The sequence below is a fragment of the Saccharopolyspora erythraea NRRL 2338 genome (assembly GCF_000062885.1).
Classification (GTDB): domain Bacteria; phylum Actinomycetota; class Actinomycetes; order Mycobacteriales; family Pseudonocardiaceae; genus Saccharopolyspora_D; species Saccharopolyspora_D erythraea.
Genome location: NC_009142.1, coordinates 950,557 through 962,542 on the forward strand (window position 1 = coordinate 950,557; position 11,986 = coordinate 962,542).

An 11,986-nucleotide genomic window follows, 5' to 3' on the forward strand; every position below is an offset into this window, starting at 1 on the left:
TCGTGCTTTCGGGGCTCATTGCTCGGCTTTCAGCATCGCGTTGCAGCCGCGACGGCCCGAGGCACCGATCTGGAGCCAGAAGTCGCACTGGCGTGGAAGGACAATCCGGGGACAATGCCGACTATGGATGGGGGCGAGAAACGAACGCGGCCCCGCTCCGTCTCCGGAGCAGGGCCGCGGTCAACGCCGAGCGCGTCGTCCGTCCACTAAGGACGTTCGCCCGACACGAAGGCCGCCAGGTCCGCCGACTGCTGGATCCGCGACGGCTCGTGCACGTACATCATGTGCCCCGCGTCGTAGTAGCGGACCTCGATGTTCTCCCGCAGCTGCGGCGGGATCGTCAGCCGGGCCAGCACGTGCTCGGCGGCGAAGTGCGGCGTGGCGCCGTCGGTGTAGCCGCAGGCGACGTGGACGCGCAGGTGCGGGTTGGCGCGCATGGCCGCGCTCAGCTTCTCCACCACCGACACCGACGCACCCTCGAACTCCTTGTACGACCAGGGCTGCACCCGGCTGCTCAGGGTCTCGTAGGGCAGGTCGTTGACGTAGTCGAGCTCGGCGCGCAGGTAGTGGTTGATGCCCGCCGCGTAGGCGCCGCGGATGCCGGAGATGCTCGGGTCGTCGGAGAAGTGCTCGCCCGCCGCGTCCGGCTCCCAGCCGGTGAACCGCCCGTCCATCCGGCCGACGGTGCGCCGCTGGTCCCGCAGCAGCTCGGTGAAGAACCGGATGTGCTCGATGCGCAGGTTGGCACGGTCGACGTAGTCCTCCGACAGACCGGTCAGCCGCGCGGTGCGGCGCACGATGTCGGCGCGCTCCTGCTCGCTCAGCCGCGCGCCGCGCGCGAGGGCGAGCGGGTAGTCGCCGGAGGCGAACTCCTCGGCCTCGGCGACCACCTCGTGCAGCGGGCGGTCGCCGTGCTTGCCGTGGTAGTGCGCGATCGCGGCGTAGGTCGGCAGGAACAGCGCGTAGGGCTGGTCGTTGCCTTCGGTGAAGCGGATGGTGCCCATGTCGAGCACCGACGAGATCAGCAGCAGGCCGTTGGGGTAGAGACCGTGGCGGTTCTGCAGGTGCTCGGCCAGCGCCGCCGCGCGCAGCGTGCCGTAGGACTCGCCCGCCAGGTACTTCGGCGACAGCCAGCGGTTGTTGCGCGAGGTCCACAGCCGGATGACCTCGGCGATCGACTCGATGTCGCGCGCGTAGCCGTGGAAGTCGGTGGCCTCCCCGCCCTCGACGGCGCGCGAGTAGCCGGTCGACACCGGGTCGATGAACACCAGGTCGCTGTGCGCCAGCAGGGTTTCGGCGTTGTCGGCCAGGCCGTAGGGCGGGGCGGCGAGGTCGCCGGCGTCGCCGGAGAGCACGCGGCGGGGGCCGAGCACGCCCAGGTGCAGCCAGACGCTCGACGAGCCGGGGCCGCCGTTGAAGGCGAAGGTGACCGGTCGGCTGGTGCCGGGCTCGACGTCGGCGACGTAGGCGGTGAGGAAGACCTCGGCCTTGGGCTTGAAGCCCTCGAACCTGCCGTCCTTGAAGGTCTCCTCCCGCAGCACGATCCGCCCGGTCGTGGCCGTGTAGGGCAGTTCGCCGCCGTCCACGGTGATCGAGTGGTGCGTGCTGACCAGATCGTCGACGGGCTCGGCCGGAGCGGTCGCTTCCTTGGTGGCCTCGTCGTTGTTCGCTTCGCTGGCTGCCATACCCCGCACTTTACGTGCCGCGAGACGCGGACCGTTCCCGTTTCTGGGAAGGTGGCTGGGGTGATCCCCGGACCATCCCGACTCATCGACGACCCGGTCGAGGACCCGTCGGCGGCCGCGGGCGGCGCCGCCGACCTCGGCGAGCTGGACGAGGCCATCACGCGCTGCACCGCCTGCCCGCGGCTGGTCGCGTGGCGCGAGGAGGTCGCGATGGTCAAGCGGGCGGCGTTCCGCGACCAGCCCTACTGGGGCAGGCCCGTCCCCGGCTTCGGGCCGGCGGACGCGGCGCTGGGGATCGTGGGGCTCGCGCCGGCCGCGCACGGGGCCAACCGGACCGGCCGGATGTTCACCGGCGACCGGTCCGGTGACGTGCTCTACCGCGCGATGTACGACGTAGGCCTCGCATCGCAGCCAGAAGCGCACGGCCTCGACGACGGGCTGGTGCTGCGCGGAGCGCGCATCGTCTCGCCGGTCCGCTGCGCGCCTCCGGCGAACAAGCCCACGCCGGGCGAGCGCGACACGTGCGCCCCGTGGCTGGCCCGCGAGCTGGAACTGCTGCGGCCGACGCTGCGCGCGGTCGTCGTGCTCGGCGCCTTCGGCTGGCAGGCGCTGCTGCCGATCCTCGGCGCCGCCGCGTGGCGGATCCCGTCACCGCGGCCGAAGTTCGGCCACGGCGCCCACGCCGAGCTGCCCGCGGCCGACGGCGGCCCGCCCCTGCACCTGCTGGGCTGCTACCACGTCAGCCAGCGCAACACCCAGACCGGCAAGCTGACCCCGGAGATGCTGCGCGCCGTGCTTGAGCAGGCGAAGGACCTTGCCGGGATCGGGTGAGGCTCAACCCCCGTGCATAACGCTTGCCGTTATTAACGTGCTACGTTAAGATGATGCTGCGATCTTTCGCTGACAAGGAGACCGAGCGTGTATGGCAACGACGACGTTCGCGGATGCTCGATCCGAAGGTTCAGCGGGCGGCTCTGCGTAAGCTCGCCATCCTTGATGCGGCGGAGACCGTGGAAGACCTGCGAGTCCCACCTGGAAACCAACTGGAGAAGCTGAACGGAGATCGGGTCGGCCAGTACAGCATCCGGATCAACCAGCAGTGGCGGATCCGCTTTGAGTGGACATCAGCCGGGCCCGAGAACGTCGAGATCGTGGACTACCACTGAAGGGAGCTGACGATGTCTGACGAGTGCGTCATGCCTCCGGTTCATCCCGGGGAAGTCCTGGCCGAGGAGTACTTGGAGCCGCTCGGCGTCACACAGCACCGGTTGGCCGTGGCGATCGGCGTTCCGCCGCGCCGGATCAACGAGATCGTGCACGGCAAGCGTGGGATCTCGGCCGACACGGCGCTGCGGCTCGCGCGCTTCTTCGGCACCTCCGAGAGGTTCTGGCTCAATCTTCAGTCGCGCTACGACTTGGAACGTGAGAGGGACGCCCTCGCTGACACGTTGGACCGGATCCAACCGCTGTCCGTGTGATCAGACGCCCAGGCCTCCGGCGATCGATGTTTACTGACCGGTGAATTCGCCCGTGAGCAGCGGCATGGCTTTGCCGATCGCTTCCTTGACCTCAGGGAGTTCGAGCGAGGCGGTGTGGTGTTCCTTGCTCTTCCATACCTCGGTGACCCAGTCGTGTCCTCGTCGGAATCCGACGTGCTCACGACGTAGAGCTCGCATCCGTGGTGGCGCAGGTTCTCGACGCCGCTGAGAAGCAGGGACACGGCCTCGTCGCGGTGGCCCGGCTTGGTCTTCATCGAGGCGATGTAGCCGTACATCGACGTGCCTTTCCCGGTGCGGACGTTCCCTCGGCAGCCTGGCACTTGGCCCTGCCAGTCCGCTCGCTCAGCTCTGCCACGCCTCGTCCGGCACCGACGGCAGCGTTTCGCCGGTCTCCAGCAGCGTCTTGAGGTCGGAGAGCAGGTGCGGCCAGCCGGTGCTGACCATCTGCCGCATCGTGCTGCCGTCGGGGAAGTCGTCGTGGATGACGGTGAGCTTGACCGTCTGCCCGAGCGGTTCGATCTCGAACGTGACCTTCGACCGGCTCTCTGCGGCGAGCGTCGCGAGCAGGTCGTCGATGCCCGCGGCGGCAGCCCATTCCGGAGTCGGCGTGTGCCAGGTGTAGGAGAGCCGGCGGTACGGCTCGGACTCCAGCACGACCTGCTCCGGATCAGCGGTGCGTTGCCCGTTCTCCTCCCAGATCATCGGCGATCCCGGGCGCCAGTCGGTTTCGAAGGCGACGCCCCAGTACCGGCGGGTGAAAGCCGGATCGGTGAGGGCCTGCCACAACTTCTCCGGCGTGGTCCTGATGAACGTGGTGTACGCGAAAGCGGAATCGCTCATCGGTGCTGGCTCCAATGCTCGCTTGAGATCGGCAAGTGCCTCCGCGCGCCGCCGGCCGTACTGGTCCATCCAGCGTTCGGCGATCGCGTTGATCGGCGCGGCGTTCAGGTAGTGGAACTTCTCCCGGCCGCGACGGACCGTGGTGACCAGGTTGGCCTGCTCGAGCACCGCGAGGTGCTTGCTGACCGACTGCCGGGCCATGGCCAGGCAGTCGCACAGCTCGCGCAGCGGCTGCCCGTTGCGGGCGTTGAGGCTGTCGAGAAGCCGGCGCCGGTTCGGGTCGGCCAACGCCCTGAAGACCTCGTCCATAGCTCCCTGCGCATCACCGAGAAAGGCAGCCTGTTGGCTGCATGAAAAATAGGCAGCCAACTGGCTGCGTGTCAAGGCGCCCCAACGGGCGAAGAGGCACTGGGGGCGGCGCGTATATCGCACGATTCCCATGCCCGGCAAGGAAATTTCCGCTGAACAGCCGACGTCGCGGCGCGACCGTCGAACGATTTCCCACCGCCCCGACTTCCGTCGGATCCGCCGTGCACCGGCTCATACGTGCACAAAGGGCCCAGGAAACGGGACCTTCGCCTCTGGTGCGCGTGCCGCGGTGTTTCGTCGATCACGGCGCCGCGTCGCGAAGTCCGGTAGGGTGGCGGCACCGTCACGGACGCCGGTCGATTTGCCCCCTCGCATCCGCTTTCCGGGTACGCACCGCTCCCGAGCGCCTACCCAGCGTCGATCGTGATCGACGACACTCGCGACTGGCGTCACATTAAGGGGGGTCTCCGCAGCGCTGCGCCGGTCTGTGGTGCGAACATTGCGGCATGGCTGGTCAATCCGATCCCACCCGGATTCTCATCCTCGGCGGCGGTTACGTCGGCATGTACACGGCGCTCCACCTTCAGAAGAAGCTCGGGCGCCGTGAAGCCTCCGTGACGGTCGTCGACCCTCAGCCGCACATGACCTACCAGCCCTTCCTGCCGGAGGCTGCCGCGGGTTCGGTCGAACCCCGGCACGTGGTAGCGCCACTGCGACGAGTGCTCAAGCGGTGCCATGTGATCACCGCCGCGGTCACTGAGATCAACAACAGTGACAAGGTCGTCACGGTCAACAACCCCCAGACCGGTTCCGAGACCCTGGAGTACGACCTGCTGGTCGTGGCGCTCGGGTCCGTCTCCCGTCTCCTGCCGATCCCCGGGCTCGCCGAACAGGGCATCAGCCTCAAGACCGTCGGCGAGGCGATCTACCTGCGCAACCACGTGCTGGCGAAGATGGACGCCGCCGCCAACACCGACGACGAGGAGCTGCGCAAGCGGCTGCTCACCTTCACCTTCGTCGGTGGCGGGTTCGCAGGCGGTGAGGCCCTCGCCGAGCTCGAGGACATGGCCCGGTACGCCACCCGCTACTACTCGAACATCACGCCCGAGGACATGAGCTGGGTCCTCGTCGAGGCCGCCGGGCGCGTCATGCCCGAGGTCAGCGAGAAGATGGGCGTCTACGTCGTCAAGGCGCTCGAGGAACGCGGCATCAAGGTCTACCTCAACACCTTCCTGAAGTCGGTCGAGGGCGGCCACGCGGTGCTCTCCGACGGCACCGAGTTCGACACCGACACGCTGGTGTGGAACGCGGGCGTGAAGGCCAACCCGGTGCTCAAGAACAGCGACCTGCCGCTGGACGAGCGCGGCCGCATCCGCGCCACCGCGCACCTGCAGGTCGAGGGCGTGTCCAACGTGTGGGCGGCCGGTGACTGCTCGGCGGTCCCGGACCTGTCCAAGACCGAGGACGACCCGACGGCCACCTGCGCCCCGTCGGCGCAGCACGCGGTCCGCCAGGCCGACCAGCTCGCCAAGAACGTGCTGGCCAGCATGCGGGGCAAGGCGACCAAGGAGTACAAGCACGCCTACGCCGGCTCGGTCGCCGGTCTGGGCCTGTACAAGGGTGTCGCCGACGTCTACGGCTTCAAGGCCAAGGGCTTCATCGCGTGGTTCATGCACCGCTCGTACCACGTGAGCCGGATGCCCACGTTCAACCGCAAGCTGCGCATCATCATCGACTGGACGCTGGCGTTCATGTTCAAGCGCGAGGCGGTTTCGATGGGCCAGATCCAGGACCCGAAGGCCGACTTCGAGCGGGCTGCCGCGAGCTGAGTCCCGGGCAGGCCGGCGCATCCGCCGACACGCCGCGTGTCCGCCCGGGCACGCGGCGTTTTCATGTCCGGCCCAGGCTCGTTATTGCTCCGTGCAGGGGACCGGAGAGGCCGGTTATCCTTGACAATCCGTAGTGGGTAATCGAAGACTTGACCTTGTCTTCACCTGAAAGGATGGCTGATTCGCGTGGGAAGGGGTGAATCCCTTGACGCTTGAAGAACTCGCTGCGCTGGTGCGCAGCGGAGAGATCGAGGATGGCCCGGTCGCGGACTTCGCCGCCGACTACCACGAAGCCGCGCGGATCTTCCGCAAGAAGGACGACTGACGATGACCGAGGCCGAAGGGCGGCAGGAGGACCTCGCGCGACCGTTCGGTCCCGGCTCCGCCCTTCCGGCCCGGGGGGGTGCGGTGCGCCCCACGCCGCTGCTGCTGCAGGGCCAGGACTACTTCTTCCGGTCACCGGACACCGACCTGGACTTCCAGGACCGCATGTTCCGCGCGGACCTGGTCAGCGACGGGTCGGTCGACCCGGTCCCGTGCGTCCTGGTGCTGGCCCGCGCCGCGGACATGGAGATGAACGAGCTTTCCCTGGCGCTGGCCGAGCACAACATCCGGATGGTGCGGGTGGACGCCGACCGCTGCCTGGACCTCGCGCTGACGGTCTACACCGACGCGCCGCTGATCGAGTTCCAGCGCTGGCTGCTGCGTCCGGTGCTGGTGTGGCGCAGGCACTTCGACATCACCGCCGTGCCGGTCGACCCGACGACCGTGCACGGCGCCTACGTGCGCGAGCAGTGGCAGGCGGTCGCGAACTGGCTGGCCTGCCGTTCGGACTGGGAGCAGGTCAACCCGGTGCGCTCCAGCGAGCACCTGGACCGGCTGACCCAGCTGCACGACGCGGCGGCGTTCGGGCTGCGGGTGCCGCGCACCGCGGTCACCACGATGCCGGGTCGCACCCGTCCGGGCGGCGGGCGCTGCATCGTCAAGACCGCGGGCCACCACCTGCTGGAACCCGAGCCGGGCGCGCTGCGGGGACTTTTCCCGCGCCCGCTGGACATCCGCCGCACGCACGAGGCGCTGGAGCCGGCGCCGGTGCTCGTGCAGCAGTACCTCGACGCCGAGTTCGAACTCCGCGTCTTCGTCGTCGGCGAGCGGGTGATCTCCTTCCGGGTGGAGAAGCTCGACCCGGCGCAGCTGTGGGTCGACCCCGAGGCGGTCGTGGTGCGGCGGGTGGAGGTCGACCGCGCGCTCGCGGACAAGCTGCTGGCGCTGTGCCGCCACTGGAAGCTCCAGGTCGCCGCGTTCGACCTGCTGGTGACCCGCGGCGAGCCCGTCTTCCTCGAGGTCAACGTCAACTGCGACTGGCGCTGGTTCGAGAACCGCGCCGAGTGCACCGAGGTCAGCGACGAGGTCCACAGCTGGGTGCGCACCCGGTTCGGCGAGCTCGCGTCCGTGGCGGCGGCGAGCCGGGACCGGTGGTGAGGGGAGGTGCCGAGATGGGGACGCAGCAGGGCGTCAATGCTCTGATCGGGGCTTTCCGTTCACGGGGAACCAGGTGCAGAGTCGATACGTCCCACCCGTTAGCAGTGGTGCACGCGGTACGCCGGTAAGGACGGGGTACCGCCCGCCACCGAGCCCCCGTAGCCCAATCGGCAGAGGCAGACGACTTAAAATCGTCCAAGTGTCGGTTCGAACCCGACCGGGGGCACTTACAGCATCTACACAACCACCGGGGGCCTGGTTGGCGTGTGTGGATGGCATTGTTTCGTTGATTGTTTCCGCTGCTTGGGGCAATGGCGGGTAGGTAATCGGCTGGCAGCTTGATCGTGATGGCGGCTTCGTTGCTGCCGTCGCGCAGGCTGACTGAGAGCTGGGTGATCTCGAACAGCCGCCGGAGTGGCGCTTCGGGTGCGTGGGCGAGATTGATCGCCAGGTAGGGCAGTGCGTCCAGGAGGGCGACGTCGTCTTCGCTGGGCCTGCTCGGTTCGGTCTCCTCCACGGCATCCAGCTCGGCGACGGTGGCGAGCGTGGTTTGTTTCTGGGTCTCGAGCTCGTTGTAGCTACCCCGCAGTGCCTTGGTGAAGGGGTCGTCGGGGTCTCCGTTCTGGGCTTGCTGCAGGATCGAGTGCTGCCGACGTGCGATGTCCGTGAGCTGGCGTTGACACCGTTCGCGCTCAGCATGCCGTTGACGCGATGCGCGGTCGTCGGTGCGCTCAAGGTCGGCGGCCAGGAGCTCGCGCCGATTAGGGCCGAAGACTCGCTCGGCGAAGAATCGTGACACCGCGTCGAGCACGTGGTCTTCGCGCAGGTACACGGTCTTGGGGTGGCCTTCGTACTTGTCGGGTCGCCCGCGGTTGTTGTTGCGGGGCCAGCACAGGTAGTAGGGCTTGCTGTGCCGTTCACCTCCGAACATCCGTCGTTCGCAGGCGCAGAACATCATTCCGCGGAACAGATACGTGCGCCGTGTCTGAGGGTGGGTGTTGTGCTGGTTGCCCGCTCGGGAGCCGCGCTTGGCTTGGCGGCGGGCAGCCATCTCGTCGAACATCCACTTCGGGATCAAGGGCTCGTGGGTCGGCTCGGGCGACCACACCCACTTGACCGGGTCGTTGACCTTGCCCCGCCTGGATCGCGACGCGCGGCGGTTGAACACTTGGTAGCCGGTGTATTTGGGGTTGCGCAGGATCTCGTAGACGCTGGTCTTGCCCCATGCGCCCCGTGCCCGCTGCTTGCCCGGCGGGACCGGCGGCGGGTAGCGGGTGTGGTCTGTGTTGAGGCGTTCGGCGATGGTGTCGTAGCCGAGCTGCTCGTGGTAGCGCCACTTCGCAATCTGCGCGACGGTTTCGGCTTGCTGCCCGTCGGGCTCCAACCGGGTCTTGGTCAGGCCTTTGTCGGCCTTGGAGGGGTTGGGGTGGCGGTAGGTCTTGGCCTTGTAGCCGTAGGGCGGTTTGCCGATGTTCCAGCCCTCGCGCACGTGTGTGCACAGCCCACCCCAAGATTGCTCCAGTGTGTTGATCACCTCGTACTCGGCGATCGACTGGTTGATCCGCCGCTGCAACACCCGCTGGGCCCGGCTGCCCGACAGCGTGATCGGCTCATTGGCCGCGAACAGCGGCACGTCGGCCCGTTCCAGTTCCCGCTCGACCGAGATGCCTTCGAAGGCTCGGCGCGCGACGCGGGAGATGCTTTCGCAGATCACGACATCGAACCGGCGACCCGGGTGCTGGGCCTCTTCGAGGAGGTTGGCGATGCCGCCGTCGCGGGCAATGGGGATGTCGAACCGTTCGTAGTTCTCACCGCGGCCGCGTTGGTCGAGTTCCATCCGCCCGGACTCGACGTCGTAGAAGTGCGCAACGATGACCCAGGAGTCCGGGATCGGCGTTTTGCAGTTGCCGAGCTGACGCAGCAGCGACTGGCGCGGGTCTTGCTGGTCCTCGGTGGAGGTCCGTCCGAGGAACGCCACTCGCACCTCGTCCCGCAGCAGTGCAGCTGTGGACATCCCCAGCGGCGACACCGCGTAATCCGACAAGCCCGAAGGCCCAGAAACGGGAACCGACCCGGACAGCTCCATCGAATGCCGCGCTACCGCCGGGGAGGGTGGATTGATGGGTTCCTCATCAGATGGAGTCATTCAATTTTTACCGTCCTCACTGGGATTCTCACTGGAGCCGCGACGACAGGTCGCCCACTCGAGAAGATCACGAATAACGGCGACTAACTCCTCGCGCAACCGATCACCTTCAGTGCCGCCAATAGCATTGACGTAACCGGAGAATCTGCGCGTGTCACCGCGTTGCAGTTCCTGATCATACCACCAAACCGCCTGGTCGCAGCTTATTTGGGGGAGTTTTGCGACATTGTCATCCGGCGCTGGACGGGGAGACGGAATATGCAGGGTTGGTTCAGAATCGCTGCCGATGCGATCCTTGTGCGGCCCATCGGGGGTGCTGTGGACGTGCATGTGTACCTCGGATGTCCGCGATCTTGATAGCAGGCTGTCAAGATCGCGAGCGTTGATGAGCAAACAGGCGGCCGACGTAAGAACCAGAACGATGACGCAGACGTGAATTCAGCCCAGGGGTTTCCACCAAGGCTGCGTTGTGCGCCCAGGTGCGGGATATGGTGTGTCGTCCACGGTATCAGGTTCGGTGGTATGGACTTCGTCCAGAACGAGTTCCTGCCGGTTGGCCTGACCCATCTCGTCGGTGAGCCCGTCGCGGAACCGGTCACTGCCGAAGGACGGCGCAGCAGAGCTCGCCGGCAGCTCGCTGAGAACGATCGGGGCACCGGTCTCGGTGGTGCCGCCGATCATGTTCGGCAGCTCGCCCAGTCGGACGCGGCGCGAGCGGGCTGGCTCAGCGGTCACCACGGACCACACCTCGCCCGCTGGGCCATCAGGATCGCCGCAGTCACGGGCTGCGGTCGCCACTGGCACCGGAGAGTGCTTGGCCTGCAACACTTTCCGTACACCCTGTTCGCGACGCCTGCTGGCCACCCAGATCAACACCATGCCGCCCAGCTGCCGTGCCGTGTCGAAACGATCGAAGGCGCGATCACCCGAGGTGGTGTAGCGGTCGAGCTTGTCTGCGACCCTGCCCAGCGGTTCGGTGCCCATGTCGTGTTCGAGAAAGAACCCCAGCCACTGGCCGCCTTGATACCAGCAGCCGTAGCCATCCGGGGTGACCTTGCGCTCGTAGAACTCCGTGATCGACTTCTCCGAGCGCCACGAATGCAACCCCTCGCCTTCCAGCCGCCCAGCGCCGGAAAACGGCGAGCCGAGGCCGCTCCGGCGGCAGTAGTCGGCAAGATCCGCGAAGAACTGGTTCACGCCGAGCAGGTGCGCCAACGTCGGTGACTCAAGTATGCGGCGGAGTCTGTCGGCATGTGTGATCGGACGTGGTGGCTGTACTCCCTGCCGCGCGGCACGTAGCTCCGCACCTCGATAGCCGAGCAGGTAGTGAAAGGGCTTCGACCCGCCTTCGGCGCGGTACGGCTGCGTCCGCCACAACACGCCCGCATCGGTGAGGTCCAGCAACCGATGCTGGGCCCGGGAGATCGACGGAAACATTAATGCCCGAAGCTGTTCGGTAGTCAGTACCTGGTGCTCGGCGACAAGCTCCAACACCATGCGATCCCGAGGCGTCAGCTGCGCCCACAACACCCCGTCAGGCTCGCCTGAACGCGGCCGGCCCCGCCGCCCCGCGCCAGATGCGGAATGAAACCGAGCATCACCATTCAGTCGGAGACTCCTGCGGCCAGCCTTACCATCCCGTCGACCTGCTGTTTTCGGACTAACAGCCCCAGCGGATGCCCCTGCGGACCTGGGACGCACGGCACGCGCAGCCGCATCCGCACCCACGTCTGCCGGACCAACCGGTTGGCCGTGCTCGTTGTCATGTCTGCGGTCAGTCATGGTCACCATCCACTGCCCTTCGGACCGTGTGCACCACTGAACTCCGAAAAGACGGGCGGGACGGGACAAACGATCAACAAAACGTGTTGTGGGTCATGTGCTCCTACGGTAGGAGCCAGACCAGCCCAGCGACGAGGAACAGCACGGCGAAGAAGTTGCGGGCGATGCGAGCCAGCCTGTCGACGTCTCCCAGACTGCTGTGCAGCACGATCGTTCACATCGCTGCCAGGATCACGTAGATGATGATTCACAGGCCGAGGAGCTCGTGCTCGATCTGCATGGTCGGCGAGTCTCCGCGGAAGATACCGACCAGGCGGCTCGCCGCCGAGATGGGCACAGAGATCAGCCAAGCAACGACGCTCAGCGCATAGAAGATGCAGCCGATGACTGCACCGACGGTGGTTCCCACTGCGT

Annotated in this window: 11 protein-coding genes, 1 tRNA gene and 1 pseudogene; 7 read left to right on the forward strand and 6 right to left on the reverse strand. The window is 67.1% G+C overall.

From position 1 onward, the window contains the following. Positions 1-206: 206 nt before the first annotated feature. Positions 207-1,685 carry a S10 family peptidase gene (locus tag SACE_RS04195; RefSeq protein WP_009944204.1) on the reverse strand — a complete coding sequence of 493 codons (1,479 nt, stop codon included), beginning with the start codon at positions 1,683-1,685 and terminating at the stop codon, positions 207-209. An 84-nt stretch (positions 1,686-1,769) separates the two neighbouring features. Between SACE_RS04195 and SACE_RS04200 the strand changes: the two genes are divergently transcribed. From SACE_RS04200 to SACE_RS04210, 3 genes are read left to right on the forward strand one after another with little or no spacing between them, the layout of a single operon-like run. Further along, complete coding sequence (locus SACE_RS04200; RefSeq protein WP_037303372.1) at positions 1,770-2,516, forward strand: uracil-DNA glycosylase; 747 nt, start codon at positions 1,770-1,772, stop codon at positions 2,514-2,516. Positions 2,517-2,569: 53 nt separating this feature from the next. Continuing rightward, positions 2,570-2,851, forward strand: a complete 282-nt coding sequence (locus tag SACE_RS04205; protein ID WP_029621452.1) for a type II toxin-antitoxin system RelE/ParE family toxin — start codon at positions 2,570-2,572, stop codon at positions 2,849-2,851. A 12-nt stretch (positions 2,852-2,863) separates the two neighbouring features. Then, entirely contained in the window at positions 2,864-3,163 is a 300-nt protein-coding gene (locus tag SACE_RS04210) for a HigA family addiction module antitoxin (RefSeq protein ID WP_011873183.1), read from the forward strand. Between the two features lie 363 nt (positions 3,164-3,526). Here SACE_RS04210 and SACE_RS04215 read toward each other — a convergent pair whose 3' ends face one another. Continuing rightward, positions 3,527-4,333, reverse strand: coding sequence for an ArsR/SmtB family transcription factor (locus SACE_RS04215; protein WP_009944200.1), 807 nt, complete (start codon positions 4,331-4,333; stop codon positions 3,527-3,529). 506 nt (positions 4,334-4,839) lie between these two features. Between SACE_RS04215 and SACE_RS04220 the strand changes: the two genes are divergently transcribed. The 4 genes from SACE_RS04220 (at position 4,840) to SACE_RS38610 (ending at position 8,440) form a co-directional block, all read left to right on the forward strand. After that, a complete protein-coding gene (locus SACE_RS04220) occupies positions 4,840-6,162 on the forward strand; it encodes an NAD(P)/FAD-dependent oxidoreductase (protein WP_009944198.1) in 1,323 nt (440 codons plus the stop codon). A 327-nt stretch (positions 6,163-6,489) separates the two neighbouring features. Further along, the gene (locus tag SACE_RS04225) at positions 6,490-7,644 is read left to right on the forward strand and encodes an ATP-grasp domain-containing protein (protein WP_009944195.1); all 1,155 of its coding nucleotides are present in this window, start codon (positions 6,490-6,492) and stop codon (positions 7,642-7,644) included. Positions 7,645-7,796: 152 nt separating this feature from the next. Then, positions 7,797-7,870: transfer RNA gene (locus SACE_RS04230), tRNA-Leu, on the forward strand. 204 nt (positions 7,871-8,074) lie between these two features. Continuing rightward, complete coding sequence (locus SACE_RS38610) at positions 8,075-8,440, forward strand: hypothetical protein (RefSeq protein WP_029621451.1); 366 nt, start codon at positions 8,075-8,077, stop codon at positions 8,438-8,440. A gap of 57 nt (positions 8,441-8,497) precedes the next feature. On the opposite strand, the pseudogene SACE_RS40040 reads toward SACE_RS38610, so the two are convergent. From SACE_RS40040 to SACE_RS37385, 4 genes and pseudogenes are all read right to left on the reverse strand, one after another. Further along, a pseudogene (locus SACE_RS40040) lies at positions 8,498-9,790 on the reverse strand (recombinase family protein); the annotation flags it as partial. Beyond that, the gene (locus SACE_RS37380) at positions 9,791-10,120 is read right to left on the reverse strand and encodes a hypothetical protein (RefSeq protein ID WP_143538070.1); all 330 of its coding nucleotides are present in this window, start codon (positions 10,118-10,120) and stop codon (positions 9,791-9,793) included. It lies immediately after the preceding pseudogene. 108 nt (positions 10,121-10,228) lie between these two features. Further along, a complete protein-coding gene (locus tag SACE_RS04240; protein WP_081468257.1) occupies positions 10,229-11,287 on the reverse strand; it encodes a replication-relaxation family protein in 1,059 nt (352 codons plus the stop codon). A 532-nt stretch (positions 11,288-11,819) separates the two neighbouring features. Continuing rightward, complete coding sequence (locus SACE_RS37385) at positions 11,820-11,981, reverse strand: hypothetical protein (protein WP_009944191.1); 162 nt, start codon at positions 11,979-11,981, stop codon at positions 11,820-11,822. Positions 11,982-11,986: the final 5 nt, after the last annotated feature.

Excerpts from the sequence above, each read along its gene's own strand:
- SACE_RS04195 (WP_009944204.1), bottom strand. The coding sequence starts at position 1,685 with ATGGCAGCCAGCGAAGCGAACAACGACGAGGCCACCAAGGAAGCGACC.
- SACE_RS04205 (WP_029621452.1), top strand. The coding sequence starts at position 2,570 with ATGCTGCGATCTTTCGCTGACAAGGAGACCGAGCGTGTATGGCAACGA.
- SACE_RS04210 (WP_011873183.1), top strand. The coding sequence starts at position 2,864 with ATGTCTGACGAGTGCGTCATGCCTCCGGTTCATCCCGGGGAAGTCCTG.
- SACE_RS04215 (WP_009944200.1), bottom strand. The coding sequence starts at position 4,333 with ATGGACGAGGTCTTCAGGGCGTTGGCCGACCCGAACCGGCGCCGGCTT.
- SACE_RS04220 (WP_009944198.1), top strand. The coding sequence starts at position 4,840 with ATGGCTGGTCAATCCGATCCCACCCGGATTCTCATCCTCGGCGGCGGT.
- SACE_RS04225 (WP_009944195.1), top strand. The coding sequence starts at position 6,490 with ATGACCGAGGCCGAAGGGCGGCAGGAGGACCTCGCGCGACCGTTCGGT.
- SACE_RS37380 (WP_143538070.1), bottom strand. The coding sequence starts at position 10,120 with ATGCACGTCCACAGCACCCCCGATGGGCCGCACAAGGATCGCATCGGC.
- SACE_RS04240 (WP_081468257.1), bottom strand. The coding sequence starts at position 11,287 with ATGGTGTTGGAGCTTGTCGCCGAGCACCAGGTACTGACTACCGAACAG.